The organism is Mycobacterium sp. NTMscope_MAC_12, assembly GCF_976985675.1.
Genome location: NZ_CDRJYY010000001.1, coordinates 4,150,216 through 4,172,673 on the forward strand (window position 1 = coordinate 4,150,216; position 22,458 = coordinate 4,172,673).

General features: G+C 67.4%; 23 protein-coding genes and 1 other annotated feature. Of the genes, 12 read left to right on the forward strand and 11 right to left on the reverse strand.

The genetic code is table 11. The annotated features are described in order from the left end of the window. The first annotated feature begins 215 nt into the window (after positions 1–215). A complete protein-coding gene (locus tag AC0KS4_RS19095; RefSeq protein WP_225329903.1) occupies positions 216–1,064 on the forward strand; it encodes an SDR family oxidoreductase in 849 nt (282 codons plus the stop codon). 171 nt (positions 1,065–1,235) lie between these two features. After that, the gene (locus tag AC0KS4_RS19100) at positions 1,236–1,694 is read left to right on the forward strand and encodes an aminoacyl-tRNA deacylase (RefSeq protein ID WP_225329902.1); all 459 of its coding nucleotides are present in this window, start codon (positions 1,236–1,238) and stop codon (positions 1,692–1,694) included. On the opposite strand, the gene AC0KS4_RS19105 is transcribed toward AC0KS4_RS19100, so the two are convergent. From AC0KS4_RS19105 to AC0KS4_RS19125, 5 genes are read right to left on the reverse strand one after another with little or no spacing between them, the layout of a single operon-like run. Further along, entirely contained in the window at positions 1,681–2,691 is a 1,011-nt protein-coding gene (locus AC0KS4_RS19105) for a zinc-dependent alcohol dehydrogenase (RefSeq protein WP_225329901.1), read from the reverse strand. The genes AC0KS4_RS19100 and AC0KS4_RS19105 overlap by 14 nt on opposite strands. A 23-nt stretch (positions 2,692–2,714) precedes the next feature. Further along, on the reverse strand, positions 2,715–3,164 hold the full coding sequence (locus tag AC0KS4_RS19110; protein WP_225329900.1) for a VOC family protein: 450 nt from the start codon (positions 3,162–3,164) through the stop codon (positions 2,715–2,717). Further along, complete coding sequence (locus tag AC0KS4_RS19115; RefSeq protein WP_238956667.1) at positions 3,161–4,351, reverse strand: sulfotransferase family protein; 1,191 nt, start codon at positions 4,349–4,351, stop codon at positions 3,161–3,163. Before AC0KS4_RS19115 ends, AC0KS4_RS19110 begins: the two co-directional genes overlap by 4 nt. A gap of 4 nt (positions 4,352–4,355) precedes the next feature. Beyond that, the gene (locus AC0KS4_RS19120; RefSeq protein WP_238956668.1) at positions 4,356–5,105 is read right to left on the reverse strand and encodes an SDR family NAD(P)-dependent oxidoreductase; all 750 of its coding nucleotides are present in this window, start codon (positions 5,103–5,105) and stop codon (positions 4,356–4,358) included. Then, positions 5,102–6,346, reverse strand: a complete 1,245-nt coding sequence (locus AC0KS4_RS19125; protein WP_238956669.1) for an alkyl sulfatase dimerization domain-containing protein — start codon at positions 6,344–6,346, stop codon at positions 5,102–5,104. Before AC0KS4_RS19125 ends, AC0KS4_RS19120 begins: the two co-directional genes overlap by 4 nt. Positions 6,347–6,388: 42 nt before the next feature. Between AC0KS4_RS19125 and AC0KS4_RS19130 the strand changes: the two genes are divergently transcribed. The 4 genes from AC0KS4_RS19130 (at position 6,389) to AC0KS4_RS19145 (ending at position 10,634) form a co-directional block, all read left to right on the forward strand. Next, positions 6,389–7,159, forward strand: a complete 771-nt coding sequence (locus AC0KS4_RS19130) for an SDR family NAD(P)-dependent oxidoreductase (protein ID WP_238956670.1) — start codon at positions 6,389–6,391, stop codon at positions 7,157–7,159. Positions 7,160–7,162: 3 nt separating this feature from the next. Next, the gene (locus tag AC0KS4_RS19135; RefSeq protein ID WP_238956671.1) at positions 7,163–7,786 is read left to right on the forward strand and encodes a TetR/AcrR family transcriptional regulator; all 624 of its coding nucleotides are present in this window, start codon (positions 7,163–7,165) and stop codon (positions 7,784–7,786) included. A 200-nt stretch (positions 7,787–7,986) separates the two neighbouring features. Beyond that, positions 7,987–9,348, forward strand: coding sequence for an HNH endonuclease signature motif containing protein (locus AC0KS4_RS19140; protein ID WP_238956672.1), 1,362 nt, complete (start codon positions 7,987–7,989; stop codon positions 9,346–9,348). Positions 9,349–9,393: 45 nt separating this feature from the next. Then, positions 9,394–10,634 (forward strand): IS3 family transposase gene (locus AC0KS4_RS19145; RefSeq protein WP_472408499.1). Its coding sequence is split into 2 segments (ribosomal slippage): positions 9,394–9,678 and positions 9,681–10,634, totalling 1,239 coding nucleotides; the frame shifts between segments, so codons are not numbered across the junction. After that, positions 9,669–9,786: a sequence feature (AL1L pseudoknot), on the forward strand. Its footprint overlaps the gene before it by 118 nt. Positions 10,635–10,984: 350 nt before the next feature. Here the strand turns inward: AC0KS4_RS19145 and AC0KS4_RS19150 are convergent. Together AC0KS4_RS19150 and AC0KS4_RS19155 are read right to left on the reverse strand one after the other, a co-directional pair. Continuing rightward, positions 10,985–11,968 carry a GmrSD restriction endonuclease domain-containing protein gene (locus tag AC0KS4_RS19150; protein ID WP_425326358.1) on the reverse strand — a complete coding sequence of 328 codons (984 nt, stop codon included), beginning with the start codon at positions 11,966–11,968 and terminating at the stop codon, positions 10,985–10,987. 381 nt (positions 11,969–12,349) lie between these two features. After that, positions 12,350–13,126: an SOS response-associated peptidase gene (locus tag AC0KS4_RS19155; RefSeq protein ID WP_238956674.1), complete on the reverse strand. Its 777-nt coding sequence runs from the start codon at positions 13,124–13,126 to the stop codon at positions 12,350–12,352. 67 nt (positions 13,127–13,193) lie between these two features. Between AC0KS4_RS19155 and aroA the strand changes: the two genes are divergently transcribed. Together aroA and rsgA are read left to right on the forward strand one after the other, a co-directional pair. Next, a complete protein-coding gene (gene aroA / locus AC0KS4_RS19160) occupies positions 13,194–14,489 on the forward strand; it encodes a 3-phosphoshikimate 1-carboxyvinyltransferase (RefSeq protein ID WP_225328939.1) in 1,296 nt (431 codons plus the stop codon). Further along, entirely contained in the window at positions 14,486–15,469 is a 984-nt protein-coding gene (rsgA, locus tag AC0KS4_RS19165; RefSeq protein WP_238956675.1) for a ribosome small subunit-dependent GTPase A, read from the forward strand. Before aroA ends, rsgA begins: the two co-directional genes overlap by 4 nt. Here rsgA and AC0KS4_RS19170 read toward each other — a convergent pair. Then, the gene (locus AC0KS4_RS19170; RefSeq protein ID WP_225328941.1) at positions 15,453–15,929 is read right to left on the reverse strand and encodes a winged helix-turn-helix transcriptional regulator; all 477 of its coding nucleotides are present in this window, start codon (positions 15,927–15,929) and stop codon (positions 15,453–15,455) included. The genes rsgA and AC0KS4_RS19170 overlap by 17 nt on opposite strands. Before the next feature lie 90 nt (positions 15,930–16,019). On the opposite strand from AC0KS4_RS19170, the gene AC0KS4_RS19175 reads away from it, so the two are divergent. The 4 genes from AC0KS4_RS19175 to AC0KS4_RS19190 are packed head-to-tail and all read left to right on the forward strand — an operon-like array spanning position 16,020 to position 19,187. Next, on the forward strand, positions 16,020–17,195 hold the full coding sequence (locus AC0KS4_RS19175; RefSeq protein ID WP_225328942.1) for a thiolase family protein: 1,176 nt from the start codon (positions 16,020–16,022) through the stop codon (positions 17,193–17,195). Between the two features lie 10 nt (positions 17,196–17,205). Further along, positions 17,206–17,697 (forward strand): DUF302 domain-containing protein, encoded by a 492-nt coding sequence (locus AC0KS4_RS19180; RefSeq protein ID WP_238956676.1) that lies wholly within the window; start codon positions 17,206–17,208, stop codon positions 17,695–17,697. Between the two features lie 60 nt (positions 17,698–17,757). Beyond that, on the forward strand, positions 17,758–18,366 hold the full coding sequence (locus AC0KS4_RS19185; protein ID WP_238956677.1) for a TetR/AcrR family transcriptional regulator: 609 nt from the start codon (positions 17,758–17,760) through the stop codon (positions 18,364–18,366). Then, positions 18,363–19,187, forward strand: a complete 825-nt coding sequence (locus tag AC0KS4_RS19190; RefSeq protein ID WP_238956678.1) for a hypothetical protein — start codon at positions 18,363–18,365, stop codon at positions 19,185–19,187. Before AC0KS4_RS19185 ends, AC0KS4_RS19190 begins: the two co-directional genes overlap by 4 nt. A gap of 105 nt (positions 19,188–19,292) precedes the next feature. Here the strand turns inward: AC0KS4_RS19190 and AC0KS4_RS19195 are convergent, their stop codons facing one another. From AC0KS4_RS19195 to AC0KS4_RS19205, 3 genes are all read right to left on the reverse strand, one after another. Continuing rightward, complete coding sequence (locus tag AC0KS4_RS19195) at positions 19,293–20,576, reverse strand: fatty acid desaturase family protein (RefSeq protein WP_238956679.1); 1,284 nt, start codon at positions 20,574–20,576, stop codon at positions 19,293–19,295. 86 nt (positions 20,577–20,662) lie between these two features. Beyond that, positions 20,663–21,817, reverse strand: coding sequence for a ferredoxin reductase (locus AC0KS4_RS19200; protein ID WP_238957367.1), 1,155 nt, complete (start codon positions 21,815–21,817; stop codon positions 20,663–20,665). Between the two features lie 125 nt (positions 21,818–21,942). After that, positions 21,943–22,458: a DUF6912 family protein gene (locus tag AC0KS4_RS19205; RefSeq protein ID WP_238956680.1), complete on the reverse strand. Its 516-nt coding sequence runs from the start codon at positions 22,456–22,458 to the stop codon at positions 21,943–21,945.

Sequence of the window (22,458 nt, forward strand, 5' to 3'; positions counted from 1 at the left end):
GCTCGTCGCCGTTGACACCACGCTGCTCCTCCCAATCTAAAGGCTCACCCCGACAAGCTCCGCCCGGGTGTGACCCACCGCATCGAAAAACCAATTGGATCAACCGCGCGCACGATCCGGCTATTTCCGGGGCGAATTCGGCCCGCAATATCGGTACCCGCACCCCGGCGCAGACCCCGGTCGGGCCGATTCCGGCGTGGCGTTAGTGTGACGCCATGTCCCTGAATGGCAAGACCATGTTCATCTCCGGCGCCAGCCGCGGCATCGGCCTGGCGATCGCCAAGCGCGCCGCCCAGGACGGCGCCAACATCGCCCTGATCGCCAAGACCGCCGAGCCGCACCCGAAGCTGCCGGGAACGGTGTTCACCGCGGCCAAGGAGCTCGAAGAGGCGGGCGGGCAGGCCCTGCCGATCGTCGGGGACGTCCGCGACCCCGATTCGGTCGAGGCCGCCGTGGCCAAGACTGTCGAGCAGTTCGGCGGCATCGACATCTGTGTCAACAACGCGTCGGCGATCAACCTGGGTTCGGTCACCGAGGTGCCGATGAAGCGGTTCGACCTGATGAACGGCATCCAGGTGCGGGGCACGTATGCGGTATCGCAGGCCTGCATCCCGCACCTGAAAGGGCGCGAGAACCCGCACATCCTGACGCTGTCGCCGCCGGTGCTGCTCGGCCGCGAGTGGCTGAAGCCGACGGCCTACATGATGGCCAAGTTCGGCATGACGCTGTGCGCGCTGGGCATCGCCGAAGAAATGCGGGACGAAGGCATCGCGTCGAACACGCTGTGGCCGCGCACGCTGGTGGCGACCGCCGCGGTGCAGAACCTGCTCGGCGGTGACGAGGCGATGGGCCGGGCCCGCAAGCCCGAGGTGTACTCCGACGCCGCCTACGTCGTCCTCAACAAGCCGTCCAAGGAGTACACCGGCAACATGCTGCTGTGTGAGGACGTGCTGGTGGAATCCGGCGTCACCGACCTCTCGGCGTACAACTGCGTGCCGGGTTCGAAGTTGGGCGTGGACTTCTGGGTCGACGGCGTCAACCCGCCGGGGTACTCGGGGCCATAGTCGTGATCGCAAGCGCGGCGCAGCCGGGCGCGGCGGGTCACGACCGTCGAAGTTCGTCGTGATCGCAAGCGCGGCGCAGCCGGGCGCGGCGGGTCACGACCGTCGGAGTTCGTCGTGATCGCAAGCGCGGCGCAGCCGGGCGCGGCGGGTCACGACCGTCGGAGGTAGCCGGTGCGCGGCGCGGCCACCCCGGGCATCGCCGAGTTGGTGAAAGCCGGTGTGCCGCACCAGGTTTTGCACTTCGACGCGGTCGCCGACCTGTCCGCGTCGTCCGGCGTGGCGCCCGAACAGGTTTTCAAGACGCTGATCGTCGCGCTGCCGGGTGAGCTGGCCGTCGCGATCGTGCCGGTGCCGTCGCGGTTGTCGCTGAAGGCGGTCGCCGCGGCGCTGGGTGTGGCCAAAGCCGTCATGGCCGAGCCCGCCGCCGCGCAGCGGGCCACCGGCTATGTGGTGGGCGGCATTTCGCCGTTCGGTCAACGCAAGCGGCTGCGCACGGTCCTGGACGCCTCCGCGCTGCGCTGGGATCGGATGCTGTGCAGCGCCGGCAAGCGGCATTACGATGTCGCGGTCGCACCCCGGGACCTGATCCGCCTCACCGGCGCGATCACCGCCGACATCAGCCGAGAGTGACGACGACCTTGTCCGCGGCACCCGGAGTTTGGGCGAGCTCGAGCGCCTCGCCGACGTTGTCGAACGGGATGGTGTGGCTGACGATCAGCGCGTATTTCTCCCAGTTCGCGACGAGATCCTTGGTCACCTCGAAGATTTCGTCGGGGTAGCCCATGCTCCCGAGGAGGGTGATCTCGTTGCTCATCACGTTGATCAGGTCGACGGGCACCGGCTCCTTGTGGACGCCGACGATGCCCACGGTGGCACCCTTTTGCGCGGCGGCGAGCGCGGTGTTGACGACGGCGGGCACACCGGCCGCGTCGAGATAGATGTTCGTGCCCGCCTTGCCGGGGTACATGCTCTCGCCCCGGCCGTGCAGTTCGATCAGGCGCGCCACGACGTCCTCGTCGGCGGAGTTGATGACCGCGTCGGCGCCGATCTGTAGCGCCTTGTCCAGCCGGCCGGGGAGCAGGTCCACGACGACGACGTGGCTCACGCCAAGGGATTTGAAGGCCAGCGTGGCGCCCAGGCCGATCGGTCCGGCGCCGAACACGGCGACCTTGTCCGTCGGCTTGGGTCGGCACCGGTTGGCGCCGTGACGCGCGACGGCCATCGGCTCGTTGAGCGCCGCGACCTCCCACGGGACGTGGTCGGGGATGACCTCGAGACTCGTTCCGCGGACCGCGTTTTCGATGAGCAGGTAGTCGGCGAGCGCGCCGCTGGGTCCGCCGTTGCCGATGATGCCGCCCGGGGCGGCCATCGGGTTGATGACGACGTGGTCGCCGACGGCCAGGCCGCTCACCATCTCGCCGACCTCGGCGATCTCCCCGGCGGGCTCGTGTCCGAGCGGTGTGTGTCCCTGGCGAGGGGGCAGCCCGCCGATGGTGATGTAAAACGCGTCCGAACCGCAGATGCCGCAGGCGCGCATCCGGACCAGCACGTCGTTGGGGCCCACCGTGGGACGCTCGGCGTCGAGTACTTCGGCCTTGCCCGGGCCGGTGACCATTGACATCTTCATCAGTGACTCCTCGCGCGAACGGGTCAAGCCGCCATGGATTGCAGAAACCCGGGCCAGTCGGGAAACAGTGCCCGGTCCACGATCTCGATGCGGACGCCGGACGGGTCGACGTAGTAGGCGAACATCGACAGCGTCTCGCCACTGGGTCGCGCCTCCAGGCGGTACCCGCTGTGTTCGAGTTGCGCTGCGGCACCGGCTATGTCGTCGACCCAGTAGCCGAGGTGGTGGGCGCCGCCTCCGGGTGGCGCGGTCCAGATTGTGCCCGGCACTGCCTGGATCAGCTCCAGGTGTGGCGCGTCGACCGAGTAGACAAAGCGGAACGGCACGTCGATGTCGCCCTCGGCGGTGGCCACGCTCAACGTGTACTCGACCGGTTTCGTCCACCGGTACCCCATCGCCCCGGTGAGCCGTTCGGCGGCGGCGGACATATCGTCGACCACCAGACCGGTGTGATGGCAGTCCGCCGGATTCATGGCGTGGCCTCCAGTTCGATGTCGAAGGTATCGAGGTATTCGGCGAAGATCGGTTCGAGCGCGTCGACGGTCAGGCCGTACTGGTCGAGGGTGTACGCGTTGAGCGCGAAGCGGTCCTGGGGGTGCTCGGCGAGCCAATTACGCATGCGCGCTTCGGTTTCGGAGGTCAGCGGTTCGTCGGCCCACTCGTAGATGCGCCGCATCACTGCCATCGGGTCGCGCATCATCTCGTGGTAATACATGTGGAAGAAGCGCTCGTCGCCGATGCGGTCGCGGGCCCGCAGCGGCCGCTGGACGTGGTAGCGCATCTGCGCCATGGCGTTGCGCCCCATGGCATTCAGGTCGATGGCATCGGGGTGCAGCACCATCCCTTTGGGCAGCTTCCATAGGTTGCACAGCGACCCCGTCGCCTTGTAGGGGTCGCGGTGCGCCCAGATCAGCCGGGCGTCGGGGAACACCGTGAGCAGCGCCTCGATGTGGACCGAATGCGACGGCATCTTCAGGCTCCAGTTGCCCGGGGCGGCGGATTGCAGGACCTGCAGGTAGCGCTTCTGGTATTCGTAGGTGCTGGTCATGTCGGTCTCGTGGAACAACCATTCGGCGTAGCGCGAGGTCGACAGGAACGAGTCCCAGGACAGCCCCTTGAAATCCTGATTGTGGATGAACATGTCCTCGGTGGGCCCGTCGGCGTCTTCCCAGTGCGGCAGCGGCACTTTGGCCTGCGTGACCATGTCCAGGATCTTGCGCTGTTCCTCCAGCAGGGCCAGGCAGCGCGGGTCGGTGCGCAGCGCCTCGGTGGGCGCCGGCGGGATCGGGTGCACGCACTGCCAGTGCAGTAGCGAGCGCCTGGCCGGATCCTGGTCGAGCAGGTAGCTGATGACCGTGGTTCCGGTGCGTGGCATGCCCAGGACGATCAGCGGTCGCTCGACGGGCGCGTCGAGGACTTCGGGGTGCGCCTGGATGTAGGCGTGTACCTGCATGCGCCGCCCCAGCGCGTCGGTGGCGTCGGTGAGGACGCGTTCGCGGCCGAACGGGGTGAACGCGGGCGAACTGTTGAGCTCGTCGAGCATGATGGCCAGCCCGTCGCGCCAAGAGTCGGAATCGATTTCGGCGAGGCCGGTGCGCTGTGCGGCCAGCGTGAAGACGTCGTCGGTGGTCGAGACGTTGTCGAAGTTGTTGTCGCTCATCGTTTCAGACCGTCAGGTATCCGCCGTCAACGGCGATGGTGGTGCCGGTGATGTACGAGGCGGCGTCGGTACACAGGAACAGCGTCGCGCCGGCGCAGTCCTGGGGTGTGCCGGGCCTGCCCAGGGGCGTGTGGAAGCCGATCTCGACGTCCATCACCTCGGGAATGCCCATGGCCGGGTGGGTCATTCGGGTGTCGATGAGCCCGGGCGCGATGGCGTTGACCCGGATTCCGTCGTCAGCCCACCGCCGCGAGAGGTTCATCGTCAGGGCGAGCAGGCCCATCTTCGACGAGGCGTAGCCGGGGACGAACACCGCCGAGCGGAACGCGGACATCGACACGACGCTGACGACGCTCGCCCCGCCGGGCGCCTGGCTGGACTTGAGCAGGTCATAACAGCGCATGGTCAGCCGCATCGGTCCGAACATGTTCTGCGTCACCGACGCGACGTAGCCGTCCGGGTCGTATTCGTCGCCCGCGGGATAGGGGCCGCCCGCGTTGTTGACCAAGATGTCCAGCTCACCCAGCGAGTCCGCCAGCGCGTCAACGGATTCGGGATCCTGGATCTGACACTGGCGGTAGGTGTACGCGCTCAGATCAGTCTCGGAATAGTCCGCGGCGGAACCGCGGGTGCCGGTGACCGTGACGGCGGCGCCCGCGCCGGCGAATGCGGCGGCGATGGCGTTGCCGATTCCGCTGGTGCCGCCGGTCACCAGCACGTTGGCGCCGGTGAAATCGAAGTTGACGGTGTTCATTCGGGTGACCTCAGTTCGTTGATGGATTTGGTGAGCCAGGCTTTTTCCCAGAAGTTCTCCGCGTCGACCAGGAGCGCCTCGTGGGCGTCGGCCGCGGCCGCGCGCGCCGCCGCGTGCAACGGCTGGGCGGCCAGGATCAGGTCGGTGAGGTGGATGGCCTGCACCGGCCGCCCGGCGGCCACGTGCGCGCGGGCCGCGTCCACGAGCGCGTCGGCACCGGCCGCGCTCACCACGTCGGCCGCCACCGAATCCGGTGCCACCCCATACAATTCGGTGGTGGAGCGATGCCGGAACCATCCGGTGTACATCTCCCAGATGGCGCGCACATTCCACGACGTCTTGCCGTACCCTTCGCCGATGTCGAGGTGCTCGGGCACCGTGACCTCGCGCATCGCGGTGTGGACGTCGGTGCCGAAATTCATCAGTTCGGCGGTGCGGTCGTGCACGGCCTGCATGGCGTCACGCATCGCGGTGACTTCCTCCGCGATGCGATCGGCGCCCTCGATGGGGTCGAAGTGGCCGGTGATCAGCCGCTGCGGTCCGTATTCCAGCACGGTGTTCAGCGACTCGATGTAGAGAATCGGATCGCGATAGCGATCGCCGCGGATGGTCATCAGGTTCGGCACGTGCCCAAACAGCGGCCCGAACAGGTTGCCGGTGAACAGGATCCGATCCTGCGGCAGCCACACCACCAGCGCGTCGGTGGTCTCGCCGCCCGGCGTCCACGCCAGCTCGAAGGCTCGGCCGCCGACGGTGAAGCTGTGCCGCTGGTCGAACGTCGTCGTCGGCTCGGGAAACGAGAAGTCGATGGTCGCGGGGTCGACGGTCTGGAAATGCTCGAGCACCGCGTCGGAGAACTTCTGGAAGGCGAACGACGTCTTGGGCACCCGATAGCCCATGAGCAGCGTGTTGTCGTCGCGCCAATACCGATAGTTGCGGTTCATCACGACGTTGGTGCCCTCGTCGCGCAGCGAGTTCACCCCGCCCCAATGGTCGGCGTGCCCCTGCGTGACGATGATCGCCCGCGTCGGGCCCGGCACGTCGGCAAAAGCCCTGCGATGCAACGGCCCTTCGAACACCAGCCCGCTGTTGACGATGACCCGTCCCTCGTCGGTGGCCACCGCGTAGGCGTTGGAGACGCCCGGTGACATCCAGACGCCGTCGCCCAGGGCCAGCGCCGGCGTGTCCGTCGCCGCCGACAGGTCGCCGGCTCCGGGCCGCTCCCGATGAATTCCAGCCATGACTGGCGATCCTCTACAGTTCTAGAGGTAAAGTCAATATCCATGGGATTGCAGGGTTTGATCGACAAGGTGGCGGTCGTCGTCGGCGGCGCGACCGGAATCGGCGCCGCGACCGCCGCGCGTCTCGCCGAGGAAGGCTGCCGGGTCGTCATCGGCGACGTCGCCGCCGACGCCGCGCAGCAGACGGCCGAACACATCACCGCCGCTGGGGGAACGGCGGCCCACGTGCCCTTCGACCTGGCGGACCCCACGTCGGTCGCCGGGCTGATCGACACCGCCGCAACGACTTTCGGCGGTGTGGACCTGTTGTTCAACGTGGGCGCCGACATGAGCGCCATCCGGGCCGACACCGACGTGGTGGACATCGACTTCGACGTCTGGGACCGGGTGATGGCGGTGAACCTGCGCGGGTATGTGGCCGCGATGAAATACGCCATCCCGAGAATGCTGGACCGCGGCGGCGGGGCGATCGTCAACATGTCGTCGGCTGCGGCGTTCCAGGGTGAGCCCGCGCGCCCGGCCTACGCCACCGCGAAGACCGGCATCGGCGCGCTCACCCGCCACGTCGCGTCACGGTGGGGAAAGGACAACATCCGGTGCAACGCGGTCGCGCCCGGGTTCACCGCAACCGAGACCATCCGCTCGGTGCCGCGGTGGCCGGACCTGGAGGCCGGCGCGCTCAAGCGCATTCGCGGACCGCGCGTCGGCAACCCCGGCGACATCGCCGCGCTGGTCGCCTTCCTGCTGTCCGAGGAGGGCGAATGGATCAATGGTCAGGTCGTCAACATCGACGGCGGCACCGTCCTTCGGTGACCCATGGCTGACAGTACGAGGTCCCGCAAACGCGACGGCGATGAACGCCGCCGCGACCTATGCGACGCCGCGATCCAGGTGCTGGCCGAACACGGATCGCGCGGGCTCACCCACGGGCGCGTCGACCGCTGCGCCGGCGTCCCCGAGGGCACCACGTCGTACTACTACCGCACCCGCGCGGCCTTGCTGCGCGGCGTCGGCAAGCGCGTGGCGGTGATCGACGTCGCCAACTTGCAGTCGGTGATCGACGAACCGGTCGACCCACTCTCGCCGTTCGCGCACCTGGCCCGGCTGACGATGATGCAGGCCGAGGGCTCCGGGCTGATGCTGAACCGCGCGCGCCACGAACTGTTGCTGGGCGCCGCGCGCGATCCCGATCTGGCCGACACATCGCAGGTGTTCGTCGCCCGGATCAACGCGATGGCCCGCGACGCCATCGCCCACCTGCAGCCGGACACCCGCGACCCCGAACTGCTGGACGCGCAGACCACCGCCGTCACGACGTTCATCGCCGGCATCTTCACCCGACTGGCCGCCGGTGACCGCACCGTCGGCGACGCCGAGCAACTCACCCGCCTGCTGGAGGCGGTGGCCACCGCCGTGTCGCTGACGGCGCAGCGGAGTTAGGCGGCTGGGAGGCGAAGCCCCGTGCGATCGGGCCGGCTTTGCGTGTGGTCGATCGCGCGGCGGCGGGCGCCTCGGCGGATCGCGCCTCGCGCCGCTACGTTTCGGATATCGGAAACGTATATTGAATTCCCTTGTGCCACTGTGTTTTCAGTGGTCACAATTCGGGGTTTTCTGTCGGTGGGCCTCGATAGTTTGACGGTATGAGTTCGGGCATCGTGGATCGGGACGCGATCAGCGCGGCCTTCGACGCGCTCGACGCCGCCCTCGAGGGCGTGGCAGGGCTGAGTTTTGACGCGCTGGCCCCTCGGGAGTGTGTGGCGCTGTTGGAGCGCTGCGAAAGCGTGCGCCGCCGCCTGCCCGTGCCCGAGCATCAGTTGATCAATCACCTGGCCCGCCAAGCCAGCATCCAAGAACTCGGCGCCAAACTCGATCAGGCCATCGCTGACCGGTTGCGGATCAGCCACACCGAGGCCGGCCGGCGGGTCAAAGAGGCCGCCGATCTGGGCCCACGTCATGGTCTGACCGGTGAACCCTTGCCCCCGGTGTTGGCCGCCACCGCCGCCGCCCAGCGCCGCGGCGAGCTGGGCGCCGGACACGTCGCGGTGATCCGCAGGTTCTTTCGCCGGCTGCCCGGCTGGATCGACCCGGCCACCCGCGAGCGGGTCGAGGCCGATCTGGCCGGCCACGCCGCCTATCACCGGCCCGACGAACTCGACGGCCTGGCCCACGTCCTGGAAGATTGCCTCAATCCCGACGGTCTTTTCACCGATGAGGACCGGGCCCGTCGCCGCGGGGTGACCCTGGGCCGCCAACGACCCGACGGCATGTCGGAGTTGCGGGGCCTGATCACTCCCGAACTACGGGCCACCGTCGAAGCCGTGGAGGCCAAACTCGGCGCGCCGGGCATGTGCAACCCGCTTGATGAGATGCCGTGTGTGGAGGGGACGCCCAGCCAGGCCGCCATCGACGGCGACTCCCGCTCGGCTGCTCAGCGCGGCCATGACGCCCTGCTGGCCGCGCTGCGGGCGCTGTTGGCCTCCGGGGAGTTGGGTCAGCACAACGGGTTGCCGGCCTCCATCATCGTCACCACCACCCTGGCCGAGTTGGAGGCCGCCGCCGGACGCGCCCTCACCGGTGGGGGCACCATCCTGCCGATGAGTGAGGTGATCCGCCTGGGCCGCCACGCCCACCACTACCTGGCGATCTTCGATAAAGGCAAGGCCCTGGCGTTGTATCACACCAAGCGGATCGCTTCCCCGGGGCAGCGGATTGTGTTGTACGCCAAGGACCGCGGCTGCACCGCCCCAGGCTGCGGGGTTAAGGGCTACTACTGCGAAGTCCACCACACCACGGACTACAGCAAGTGTCACAGCACCGACATCGACGACCTCACCTTCGCCTGCGGCCCGCATCACCGCATGCTCAACCCCGGCGGATGGCACACCCGCACAAACGCCCGCGGCGACACCGAATGGAAACCCCCGCCCCACCTCGAGCGCGGCCAACCCCGCACCAACACCTACCACCACCCCGAAAAACTCCTCCACCACGAACACGACTGAACTACCCCAGGTTTAGTTCCGATCCTTATAGGAGGATTGGAAGCTATGCCCCGTCAGTATTCGCCGGAGTTTCGGCAGCGTGCGTTGCGGTTGTTGGACACTGTGATGGAAGCCTCGGAAGTGTCGGAGTTCGAGGCCATAAAGTCTGTCGCCAGCAAACTCGATATTTCGGAGGAGTCGGTGCGTCGGTGGCGACGCAAGGCCCAAGTCGATGCTGGTGAACGGCCGGGCATGACCAGTTCTGAGCATGCCGAGATCCGTAAGCTCAAGCGCGAGAACGCTGAACTGCGCAGGGCTAACGAGATTTTGAAGTCAGCGTCTGCGTTTTTTGCCGCGGAGTTCGACCGCCCCGCGACGAAATGATCGCCTACATCGATGCTCATCGCGATCAGTTCGGGGTCGAGCTCATCTGCCGTGTGCTGCGGGCAGCTATCCCCGGATTCCTCACCTCGCGGGGTTATCGGGCCGCGCGGACCCGACCACCGTCGGACCGGGAGATCCGCGATGAGCAGCTGATCGCTGACCTTGAGGCGGTGCACCGGCAGAACTACTCGGTGTATGGGGTCAAGAAGATGCACGCGGCGATGACACGGCGTGGTTGGCAGCTGGGCCGTGAACAAACCCGCCGGTTGATGCGCAAGGCCGGGTTGCGCGGCGCCCAGCGGGGCAAGCCGGTGTTCACCACGATCAGCGACCCGGCCGCGATCCGGCCGGCCGATCTGGTCAACCGCCAATTCCGGGCCGCTGCACCGAACCGGCTATGGGTCGCCGACATCACGTTCGTGCGGACCTGGCAGGGGTTCTGTTACACCGCGTTCGTCACTGATGCGTGCACCAAGAAGATCGTTGGCTGGGCGGTCTCGGCCACGATGCGCACCGAAGACCTCCCGCTTCAAGCATTCAATCACGCTGTGTGGCAGTCGAATACCGATCTATCCGAGTTGGTTCATCATTCCGACCGCGGATCCCAGTACCTATCGCTGGCCTATACCGACCGGCTGGCTGAACTGGGGATCGCGCCCTCGGTCGGGTCGCGTGGCGATAGTTATGACAACGCCCTCGCTGAAGCGGTCAACGCCGCCTACAAGACCGAGCTCATCAACCGCGGCAAGCCCTGGCGGTGCATCGATGATGTCGAACTCTCGACCGCCGAATGGGTGGCCTGGTACAACCAGGAACGCCTGCACGAAGCCCTCGGCTACGTTCCACCCGCCGAGTACGAGGCCGCCCTCACCGGCACCTCACACCCTGCGAGCCAGCCGACCCCGGCCCTCGCAACCGAGTAGGAACTAAACCTGGGGTAGTTCAGACGACGACGAAGAAGCCGACAACCCCGGCGCGGCATGAGCGATTGCATCGCGGCCGCCCAGATCCATCATCCGAATCGGCCCGGCCGGCAACCTACTTGGCGTTGAGTAGTCCGCCGACGTCCGTTAATCGAGTACGCCCTCGACGTTCCAACCACCGACTCACGCTGATGGTCGCCCAGCTGTGGTTGAGGACCAGCCGGTGAATCCTTGCTCAATCCAGGCCATAGTGCATCAGGTATAAGTAACGGGCGCCACGAACATTGTTGCGGCGAAAGAGTATTCGCGAAACCTGTAACTCGACTACGCCTTGCGGCTGATCCGACGGATTATTCGCAAGCTACGCCATCGTCGTCACGGTCTAACCCAGGTCGGTATCCGGGTTGTCCGACGTAGATGGGTGCCGCGTGGGCAGCCCTTGCAGCCTTGCAGTTCGGGTAGTACACAGACGAATCACCGCTGGACGCCGGGGTGGTCGGCGACGGAACGACTTGAGTACTGGTTTCCGGCGCAGCAGGTGTGATCATGTCGGTCGCGGGAGCGACGGCGGGCCCACCACAGGTCGCGAGTACCCGAGCGATGGCATCGTGCTCCGCCTGCGTCACCCACAGCCCATAGGTGGACTTCACATCGACGATGCGGGAAACGTACGTGCAGCGGTAGGACTTGTTGGGCGGCAACCACGTTGCAGCATCGCCGTCGCCTTTCTGCTCGTTGACCGACCCGGTGGTGGCCTGAAGATTGATTGGGTCGTTGGCGAAGTTGCGGCGTCGGGCTGCGTCCCACTGCTGCGCCCCTTTCTGCCATGCATCCGACAACGCGACAACGTGGTCGATCTGCACTTGTGAGGACGTGCCCTGGCCGCGATGGAACTCCACAGTGTTGCCGGTGTAGGGGTCGTGTAATACCCCGGCGACCACGGTGCAGCCGTTCGATTCGGGTTTGAGTTCGACTGCAACGAGGTCACGCCGGAGGATGTCGTTGCGTGTGTCGCAGCCGTTGTGCCCGTAGGTCGCGCTCACGTCGTCGGTCCACGCGGGTCCGAACTGGCTGCGGTCATAACCGGTCTTCGGCGCGCGTCCCTTGATTGGCAGTGTGGCGAGTTTGACCGACGTAGCCGTGGCATCCAGGGATGCTGACGATGCCGCCGGACTGGACGCGGAAGTCATGAGTGTCGTGGGCGCAGTGTTGGGCATCGAGTCGGCGCGGCCGTTATCGGCGAGCACGCTGATCAAAAGAAGCGTGCCGACGAAGGCCCCGGCGATCAAAACCGACCGATTAGTGGCGAACTTCTTCGCTCTGGCGAAGCCCATGTTGATGTTCGGTGACTCGAGTGTCATCGCGCGGCCTCCAGGTCATCAGGGTCCTTACCACCGGCATCGGTGCGCTCACTCTCGCCAGTGCCACTCCCGTGAGCATTTGTTAATGCCTCGTTAACAAATCCAGGAGCCTAGCCCAGCGACCCGCTGATTACTGCGAATTTGGTGAACTAACGTCCGGTTTAGTCAACTTGACTCGCCGGGCCTGCGGACGGGCCTTCGCCGGTCGCGCGCTCCTACACGTCGACGGCATCGCGAGGGACGCCATCAAGCTCGACGGAATACCTGACACCTTCTTCGCACACGCCGTTTGAATCTCGTTCTCAGGCGCGATCTTCGAATCAGTCAGCTGCCGCATGACCCGCGCGGATAGCGCTAGAGAAGCCGCGCCTGCTCGGGCTCCGGCTCGGCCGGCTCGAGTAGCTGCGGGCCGTTGTTGCGCACGTTGTTGACCAACGTCGACACCTCACGCGTGCGGATGGCGCGCACGTCGGGCGTGCGGGCCAGCAGTTGTTCATCGATCGGGGCGTCGGGGTCGAGCCACCGGTCCCAATCGCGCTCGGGCATCACCAACGGCATCCGATCGTGGATCTGCGCGAGCTCCCCGGGCGCGTCGGTGGTGATGATTGTGCAGCTCAGCAGCGGCGACGCATCCTTGGCCGGCTTCCACACCGACCACAGGCCCGCCATGAACAGCGGCTCGCCGTCCTCCCGGTACATGAAAAACGGTGTCTTGCGGGACTTCTTGCCGGCCGCGGCGTCGGAATTGACCCGCCATTCGTAGTAGCCGTCCATCGGGATCAGGCAACGCTTGGACTTGGCGCTGGTCCGGAAGGCCGGCGAGCTGGTGACCTTGTCGGCGCGGGCGTTGATCAGCATCGGGCCCTTGGTTTCGGGCGCGCCGTCGGCGCCCGCCTTGGCCCACGGCGGCACCAATCCCCAGCGCATCAGACGCACCCGCCGCGTCGGCTCGTCCTCGGGTTCGGAATGCCGGCTGACGACGGTCGCGATGGTCGAGGTCGGAGCCACGTTGTAGTTAGGGCCGGTCGAACCGGCGTCGCCTCCAGCCGCGGCGCCGGTGGTCTCGTCGATCGCTTTGATCTTCTGGGCCAACAGGGCCGGGTCGGTCGTGACCGCGAACCGTCCGCACATACCTCCATGGTGGCAGAGCGCGAACTCCTATTGGTGGCAACAACCGGTGACAGGCGATGATGGACCGGTGACTACGTGGACGGCCCCCCAGGCACCGCAACCGGTGCACGCGACCGTGACCGTTCCCGGTTCGAAATCGCAGACCAACCGGACCCTGGTGCTGGCGGCGCTGGCGGCCGCGCAGGGCCAAGGCACCCCGACCATCAGCGGGGCGCTGCGCAGCCGGGACACCGACCTGATGATCGGCGCGCTGCGCACGCTGGGCTTGCACGTCGACGGCGACGGGACGGAATTGACGGTCAGCGGCCGCGTGGTGCCGGAACCGATGGCACAGGTCGATTGCGGCCTGGCGGGCACGGTGCTGCGCTTCGTCCCGCCGCTGGCGGCGCTCGCCGAATCGATCGTGGAGTTCGACGGCGACGAGCAGGCCAGGGCGCGGCCCATCGTCCCGCTGCTGGATGCGCTGCGCGGGCTGGGCGTGCGGATCGACGGCTCGGGGCTGCCGTTCCGGGTCCTGGGCACCGGTTCGGTCACCGGCGGCACCGTGGAGATCGACGCCTCGGCCTCGTCGCAGTTCGTCTCCGGGTTGCTGTTGTGCGCGGCCTCTTTCGACGACGGGCTGACGGTGCGACACACCGGTTCGGCGCTGCCGTCGGCGCCGCACATCGCGATGACGGTGGTGATGCTGCGCCAGGCCGGCGTCGACATCGACGACTCCGTCCCCAACCGCTGGCGGGTGCGGCCGGGGCCGGTCGCGGCCCGGCACTGGGAGGTCGAACCGGACCTCACCAACGCCGTTCCGTTCCTGGCGGCGGCCGTGGTCACCGGCGGCGCGGTGCGCATCACCGGCTGGCCGGCGAACAGCGTGCAACCCGCCGACCACATTCTGGACGTGTTGGGCAAGATGAATGCCGTTGTCACCCAACATGATTCGTACCTGGAGGCGCGCGGCTCCAAGGACTACGTCGGTTTTGACGTCGACCTGCGCGCGGTCGGCGAGCTGACACCGTCGGTGGCCGCCCTGGCGGCGCTGGCCACCCCGGGATCGGTGTCGCGCCTGTCCGGCATCGCCCACTTGCGCGGCCACGAGACCGATCGGCTCGCCGCGCTGAGCACCGAAATCAACCGCCTGGGCGGCGATTGCACCGAAACGCCCGACGGCCTGGTGATCACGGCGACACCGCTGCGGCCGGGGGTCTGGCGCGCGTACGCCGACCACCGGATGGCGATGGCGGGCGCGATCGTCGGGCTGCGGGTGGCCGGCGTCGAGGTGGACGACATCGGCGCGACCACCAAGACGCTGCCGGACTTTCCGCGGCTGTGGGCCCAGATGCTGACCGCTCAGGAAGACCACGGCATGTGAAGCCCGGCGACTACGACGAGTCCGACGTCAAGATCCGCTCCGGCCGGGGTTCGCGGCCGCGGACGAAGACGCGTCCCGAGCACGCCGACGCCCAGGCCGCCATGGTGGTCAGTGTCGACCGCGGCCGCTGGGGATGCGTGCTGGGCGGTGACGTCGACCGTCGGGTCACCGCCATGCGGGCCCGGGAACTGGGCCGCACGCCGATCGTGGTCGGCGACGAGGTCGATGTGGTCGGCGATCTGTCCGGGCGGACGGACACGCTGGCCCGCATCGTGCGTCGCGGCGAGCGCCGAACTGTGTTGCGGCGCACCGCCGATGACACCGACCCGACCGAACGGGTGGTGGTCGCCAACGCCGACCAGCTGCTGATCGTGGTGGCGCTCGCCGACCCGCCTCCCCGCACCGGGCTGGTGGACCGGACGCTGATCGCCGCCTACGCCGGCGGACTCACGCCGATCCTGTGCCTGACCAAGACCGACCTCGCCCCGCCGGAGCCGTTCGCGGAGCAGTTCGTCGACCTGGATCTGACGGTAATCGTGGCGGGCCGCGACGATCCCCTACTCGCCGTGGCGGACCTGCTCGCCGGCAAGATCACCGTGCTGCTCGGGCATTCCGGCGTCGGCAAGTCGACGTTGGTGAACCGGCTGGTGCCCGACGCGGACCGCGCCGTCGGCGACGTGACCGACATCGGCCGGGGGCGGCACACCTCCACCCAATCGGTAGCGCTGCCTCTATCGACGTCGGGCTGGGTGATCGACACGCCGGGCATCCGATCCTTCGGGCTGGCGCACATCAAGCCCGACGACGTCATGATGGCGTTCTCGGATTTGGCGGACGCCATCGAGGACTGCCCGCGCGGCTGTGGGCACATGGGTCCGCCGGCCGACCCCGAGTGCGCGCTGGACACGCTGACCGGGCCGGCCGTCCGGCGCGTCGCCGCCGCCCGCCGGCTGCTGACCGCGCTCAACCAGACTTCTTAGCCAGCCGCACGCCGAGTTCGTCGGGCGGCACCAAATGACCTTCGGCGCACCGGATTTCGACGCCCACCTCGGCTCCGCAGCCCAGGTGCGTCAGCCGCAGCCGGTGGCGCCCCGGCAGATGGTGCCTCCCCCACTCGAACATCGCCCACACCACCGGCATGAAATCGATGCCCGCCTGGGTGAGCACGTACTCGTCGCGGCTGCGCTGGCCGGGCTCCTGATAGGGCTGGCGCCGTAGCAGTCCCAGCTCGACCAGCTCGGCCAGCCGCGCCGAGGTGGCGGCCTTGGTGATGCCAACCCGACGGGCGAAGTCGTCGAAACGCGTGGTGCCGTAGTACGCCTCGCGCATGATCAGCATCGCGGATTTGGTACCGACGACGGCCATCGTCTTTTCGATCGCGCACTCGCCCACCGCCGACCAGGCGTCGCGGTCGGCCAGCGGACCTTGCAGCAGTGTCATCTAGATCACCTCCGCAGCTGGGTTGCTTTCAGCATACCGAGGTGTTTACCTAGGTATAGCTAGGTATATCCAGATGCTCAAGGAGGAGCCATGAACCGCGACGCCGTCATCGTCGGAGCAGTCCGCACCCCCATCGGCAAGGGCAAAGCCAGTGGCGCGCTGCATAACGTGCTGCCCGCCGACCTGCTCGCGCACAGCCTGCGGGAACTGGTGGGGCGCACCGGCGTCGATCCGGCGCAGGTCGACGATGTCATCGCCGGCGCCGTGACCCAGGTCGGCGACCAGGCCGTCAACATCGCCCGCAACGCCCTGCTGGGTGCGGGATTCCCGGAGACGGTGCCCGGCGTCACCATCGACCGCCAGTGCGGCAGCAGCCAGCAGGCCATCAGCTTCGCGGCCCAGGGTGTGATCGCCGGCGCCTACGACCTGGTCATCGCCGCCGGCGTGGAATCGATGGGGCGCGTCCCGATGGGCAGCCAGGTGTCGCCGGGCAGCAACCCATTCGGCGAGGGCATGGACGCACGGTATCCCGACGGCCTGGTGCCACAAGGCATCAGCGCCGAACTGATCGCCGCGAAGTGGGGCTTTTCGCGCAGCGAGCTCGACGAGTTCTCCGCCGGCAGCCACGAGAAGGCCGCCCGTGCCACCAAGGAAGGGCTGTTCGACAACGAGCTCATCCCGATCGCCGGGCTCGCCACCGACGAGATCATCCGGCCCGGCACGACGGTGCAGACACTGGCCGGATTGCAGCCGGCGTTCTACAGCGACGCAATGAAAGCCCGCTTCCCGCAGATCAATTGGGAGATCACCCCGGGTAACTCATCGCCGCTGTCGGACGGCAGCGCCGCAGTCATGATCACCAGCAGTGAGGTCGCCCAGAAACTGGGCCTGCGCCCGCTGGCGCGAATCCACACCACCACCGTGGTGGGCTCCGACCCGCTCTACATGCTGACCGGCGTGATTCCCGCCACCGAGAAGGTGTTACGGCGCGCCGGGCTGACGCTGGCCGACATCGACCTGTTCGAGGTGAACGAGGCGTTCGCTCCCGTCGTGCTGGCCTGGGCAAAGGACACCGGCGCGGATCTGGCCAAGACGAACGTCAACGGCGGCGCGATCGCGATCGGTCATCCCTTGGGCGCCAGCGGCGCTCGCATCATGACCACGCTCGTCAACGCTCTGGAGCAGCGCGGCGGTCGGTACGGGCTGCAGACGATGTGTGAGGGCGGCGGCATGGCCAACGCCACCATCATCGAGCGACTGGGCTAGCGGGGGCGTCATGCCGGAAACCCATTTCGACGGCGTCCGAATGCGCTACGACAGCGCCAAGAGTTACGACGAGCTGGTCGCCGCGCTGCTGGCCGACATCGGCCAAGATCCGGTGCCGATCAACGACATCGCGACGTCCACCGATGACTGGCGAACATACGAGGACCGCGTCGAATCCCACGTCGGCCCAAGTGGATTCATGCTGTTCGGGGTCGTCGACCACGGCGCCTGGATCGGCAAGGCCGGGATCGACCGCAAGGCGTTGCGCGTCATCCTGGGCAACCCGTTGATCGCCATCACGATGCTGCGCCACGACGTGACCGCGGGCCTGTTCGCGCCCGTCGAGCTGCTGCTCACCGACAACGGCACCGGCAGCAGCTTGACCTATGTCAAGCCGTCGTCGCTCATCGTCGTCGAGCCCAATCCCGAGTTGCTCAGCGCCGCCGAGCAACTCGACGCCAAGCTGGCGGCACTGGCCGTAAAGGTGACCGGGGGCTCCTGAATCGCAAATTCGCTGACGCCTGTCATTGACGGCCGTCAGCAATTGGCGTACCGTGCGTGCATGGCGTCGCCACGCGGATCATCCCCGGCCAGTTCGCCGGCCGCGAGCGTCCGGGAGGCCCGGCGGCTCGAGACCCGGGCGCGCTTGTTCGACGCGGCATTGTCCGAAATCTCCCAGCGTGGGTTTGCCGCCGCTGACGTCAGCGCCATCGCGGCTGCCGCGGGCGTGGTGCGGGGGACGTTCTACTTCCACTTCCCGACCAAGGAGCACGTCCTTATCGAGGTGGAGCGCAACGAGGAGACCCGGATCATCAGCGAACTCGGCGACGCCAAGGGCGATCTGGCGTCGGTGCTTTCACAACTCGTAGCGCACGTTCTCAGTGCCGAACGCCGGCTGGGCGACGTCGTTTTCCGGGACATGCTCGGACTGCATTTCTCCTCGACCCGTCCGGTCGAAGACGAGTTGACGCAGCATCCCCTCGCTCAGTTCCTGGTGGGCGTGATCAGCCGGGCCCAAGACGAGGGACACGTGTCCTCCGAAGTCGACGCATCGGAGCTCGGAATGTTCTTCCTGACCGGGCTATTCGCGCTGCTCGCCACCGGGGCGCACGACGCTGCGCTGTTAAGTCGTTACGTGACAACGATTGTCAACGGGATGGAGAAACGATGAATCGCACGGGCATCGAGGGCTACCGGGACTTCTTGGCCAGACGTGACGGCGAAGCCGACCTGCTGAACAGGCGGTTGGCGAATCGAGAACGGTTCTTCAACGAACTCGAAGCCAACCCCGTCCGGTCGGCACATCCCGCCGACCGGCAGACGTTCCTGCGCAACCTGCGCCGGCGGCGACCAGAACCCGGCCTGGACCCCAAGATGCTGTTCCCGCTGGCGACCGCCAAACTGAATCAGGCGGAGCGGTTCGGCGTGGGACTCGGCGAAACCTACGGGCGCAACAGCGACGAGAGCCTGCCGCCCGAGAACGTCTACCTCGAACTCGAGGAGCACTACCACACTCGACTGCTGGCGTACGCGCTGGACGTGTTCGATCTGACCTTCCAGGTTGTCCCGCCGCCTTTCGTGATGCGCCAGTTCGTCAAGACGGGCGTATTCCTCCCCGAACGGCTCGGCTTCATGTTCGTCGGGGCCGCAGAGATGGCCGGCTGCATCATGTTTGACGAATTGCGCCGGGTGGGCAGAAGGCTGTTCGCCGACGAACCCGACGTCGCCGAGCGGATCGAACTGCTCTACAGCGAGATCCTCACCGACGAGATCGGCCACGTCGGCTACTGCGCGTCACGCTGCACCTCCGCCGAGCGGGCGATCATGCGCCGCATCTACCCGTACATCGGGCGGCTTTTCGCGCGTCAGACCGCGGAGATCAGTCTGCTCGTCGACACGAAGGCACTGGGCGCCCGGCTCGACCGCCCGTTCGATGTCGACGAACTCACCGCCGACCTGGGCAACGAGACCTACCTCGTCACGCACCCCTGACCTGACGACCGCGCCGAGCGTGCTCTCCGCGCGGGAAATCAGCGAAACACGAGCAGCGAGTACACGTTCGGCGTTGCCCTAGGCGAGTCCGTCGGGCAGAGAGCCCTAAGCGGCCAGGCCGTCGTCAAGACGCGCCGCTGCGACCGCCCGCTTCCCGCGCCGCCAACCGCGCACGGCGGCGATCGCGGACTTGAGCCCGCGGCGGCGGCCGGTGGCCGGATCGGTACCCAGGAAACCCGGCTCGAGTTCGGCGAACATCCGCTCGCTGCGGGTCTCCGGGGCGTTGTCGGCGTCGTCGCGCAAGTACTTGTTCGGCAGCGACAGCTTGGCCAGCGTGCGCCACGTCTTCGCGTACTGGAGCAGGAAAGACCCTGTGGTGTAAGGCAAGTCGTACTTGTCGCAGACCTGGCGCACCCGCACCGAGATCTCGTGCAGCCGGTTGCTCGGCAGATCGGGGTATAGGTGGTGCTCGATCTGGTGGCACAGGTTGCCGCTCATGAACCTCAGCGCCGGGCCGGCCTCGAAGTTGGCGCTGCCCAGCATCTGTCGCAGATACCACTGCCCCTTGGTCTCGCCGATCATGTCCGTCTTGGTGAATTTCTCTGCGCCGTCGGGGAAATGGCCGCAGAAGATCACCGCGTTGGCCCACACGTTGCGAATCACGTTGGCGAGCGCGTTGGCCTTCAGCGTGGACATGTAGGTGGCTCCGGGTGACAACGAGGTCAGCGCGGGGAACGCCACGTAGTCCTTGAACACCTGCCGCCCGGCCTTGGCCAGGAATTCGTCGACCCGCTGCCGGGCTTCGTCGTTGTCCATGCGGCGCTTGGCGATCTTGCCGAGCTCCACGTGCTGCAGGCCGACGCCCCACTCGAAGAGGAGGGCCAGCAAGGTGTTGTAGACCAGGTTGAAGACGTTGAAGCGCTTCCAGCGCTGGTCGCGGGTGACGCGCAGCAGGCCGTAGCCGACGTCGTCGTCCATCCCGAGGATGTTGGTGTACTTGTGGTGCACGAAGTTGTGGGTGTAGCGCCAGTGCTTGGACGACCCGCTCATGTCCCACTCCCACGTCGAGGAGTGAATCTCCGGGTCGTTCATCCAGTCCCACTGGCCGTGCATGACGTTGTGGCCGATCTCCATGTTCTCGACGATCTTGGCCACGCCCAGGGTCGCCGTCCCCGCCCACCAGGCCGAGCGCCGCGAGCTGGCGGCCAGCAGCAGCCGGCCGGTTACCTCGAGCGCGCGCTGGGCCGCGATGGTGCGGCGGATGTAGCGGGCGTCCCGCTCGCCGCGCGAGTCTTCCACGTCCTGGCGGATGGCATCGAGCTCCACGGCCAGGTTTTCGATATCGGCGTCCGTCAGATGGGCGAATACGTCGACGTCGGTGATCGCCATCGTCTTCTTCTCCCTGCGGTCGTTTGTTCGGTACGAGACCTACGCTATCGTAACCTACGAAGCCGTAGGTTACCTGTGAGTAGCCTTTAAATGTCGAGCACGCAATCGCCGGACGCGGCCGACACACAGGTCTGCACCCGGGTCCCCGGGTCGTGCTCCTGGCCGGTCCGCAGGTCGCGGACGTGCCCCTCCACCAGGCTGACCACGCACGACTGGCAGATACCCATGCGGCACCCGAAGGGCATCTGCACCCCGGCGCTCTCCCCCGCATCCATCAACGACGTCGCCGCGTCGGCCGTGACGGCGCGTCCGCTTTGCGCGAAGGTGACCGTTCCGCCGGCGCCGGCGGGTGCGGCCTTGGACACCGCGAACCGCTCGAGATGCAAACGCTCGGCGACGCCCGCGGCCGACCATAGGCGTTCCGCCGCGGTGAGCAGGCCCTCCGGCCCGCAGGCCCAGGTCTGGCGCTCGCGCCAATCCGGTACGTCGGCGTCCAGCACGGACAGGTCGAGCCGGCCCTGGGTACGCGTCTCGCGCAGCTGCAACCGATAGCCCGGGTGGTCGGCCTGCAGCGCGGCCAGCTCGCCGCGAAACATCACGTGGGACTCGGTGGGCGCCGAATGCAGGTGGGCGATGTCACCGATTTGGTTGCGGCGCACCAGGGTTCGCAACATCGACATCACGGGCGTGATCCCGGAGCCGGCGGTGAGGAACAGGATCGACGGCGGCGCGGGATCGGGCAAAACGAAGTTGCCCTGCGGCGCGGCCAACCGGACGACGGTGCCCGGCTCAACACCGGCCACCAGGTGCGACGAGAGGAACCCCTCCGGCATCGCCTTGACCGTGATGGTCACGGTGCGCGCCGAACCGGAGCGCGCGGGCGTCGGCGCCGGGGTCGACGTGAGCGAGTACGACCGCCAGCGCCAGCGGCCGTCCATCAGCAGTCCGATGCCGATGTACTGGCCCGGCTGGTAGTCGAAGTTGAAGCCCCAGCCCGGCTTGATGACCAGGGTCGCGGAGTCCTCCGTCTCGCGGCGCACCTGCAGGACCCGTCCTCGCAGTTCGCGCGCCGACCAGAGCGGATTGGCCAGGTGCAGATAGTCGTCGGGCAGCAGCGGCGTCGTGATGCGCGCGGCGAGCTTGCGCAGGGCATGCCAGCCGGGGTGCCGGTCGGCGCCGGCGACCACGGGTCGCTTGGTGTCGACGACGTTGCCCGTGATCGACGGGTTCCGTTTGCCCAGAGGAAGCTCCTGCTCACGACGTGGCGCTTTGCTTACGCTCACATTGTGGTCGATTCTGTGCGCTTCACGAAACCTACGGTACCGTAACCTACGGTGTCGTAGCTAGCGCTGCCGTCTCGAATGCCTCACATCAGCTCGAGCAAGAACGGCAGTTCCTGGTTTGCGTACCAGGCCAGATCGTGGTCTTGCGCGTCGCCGACGATCAGGTCGGCGTCCTCATCGCCCAGGTCAGCGGCGTCGACGGCCTCGATGGCCCTGGCCACCGCCTCTTCGGCGCCGGCATTGTCGACGTACGCGGCGATCACGTCCTCGATCGCGACCGCGCCGGGCAGCCTGACCACGGCGTCGTCGAGGTCGGGACGGTAGGTGACCCCGGATGCGTCGAAGTCGACGTCGGCGGCCACAACCGCGCGGCGCGGCGGCAGGGATTCCGAAGGCGCGTCGCCGGCCAGCAGGCGCAGCGACGCCAGCGCCGCCTCGCGCAGCGCCACGTCGGCGAGCTCGTCGTCGTCGCCCTCGGCGTAGGCCTCGCGCAACTTCGGCGTCAGCGCGAACGCCGTGCCGTTGACCGGCCGCACCGAGCCGTCGGCGACGAGCCGCTGCAGCATGGCCAGCGTGGCGGGGATGTAGACGACCGTCAT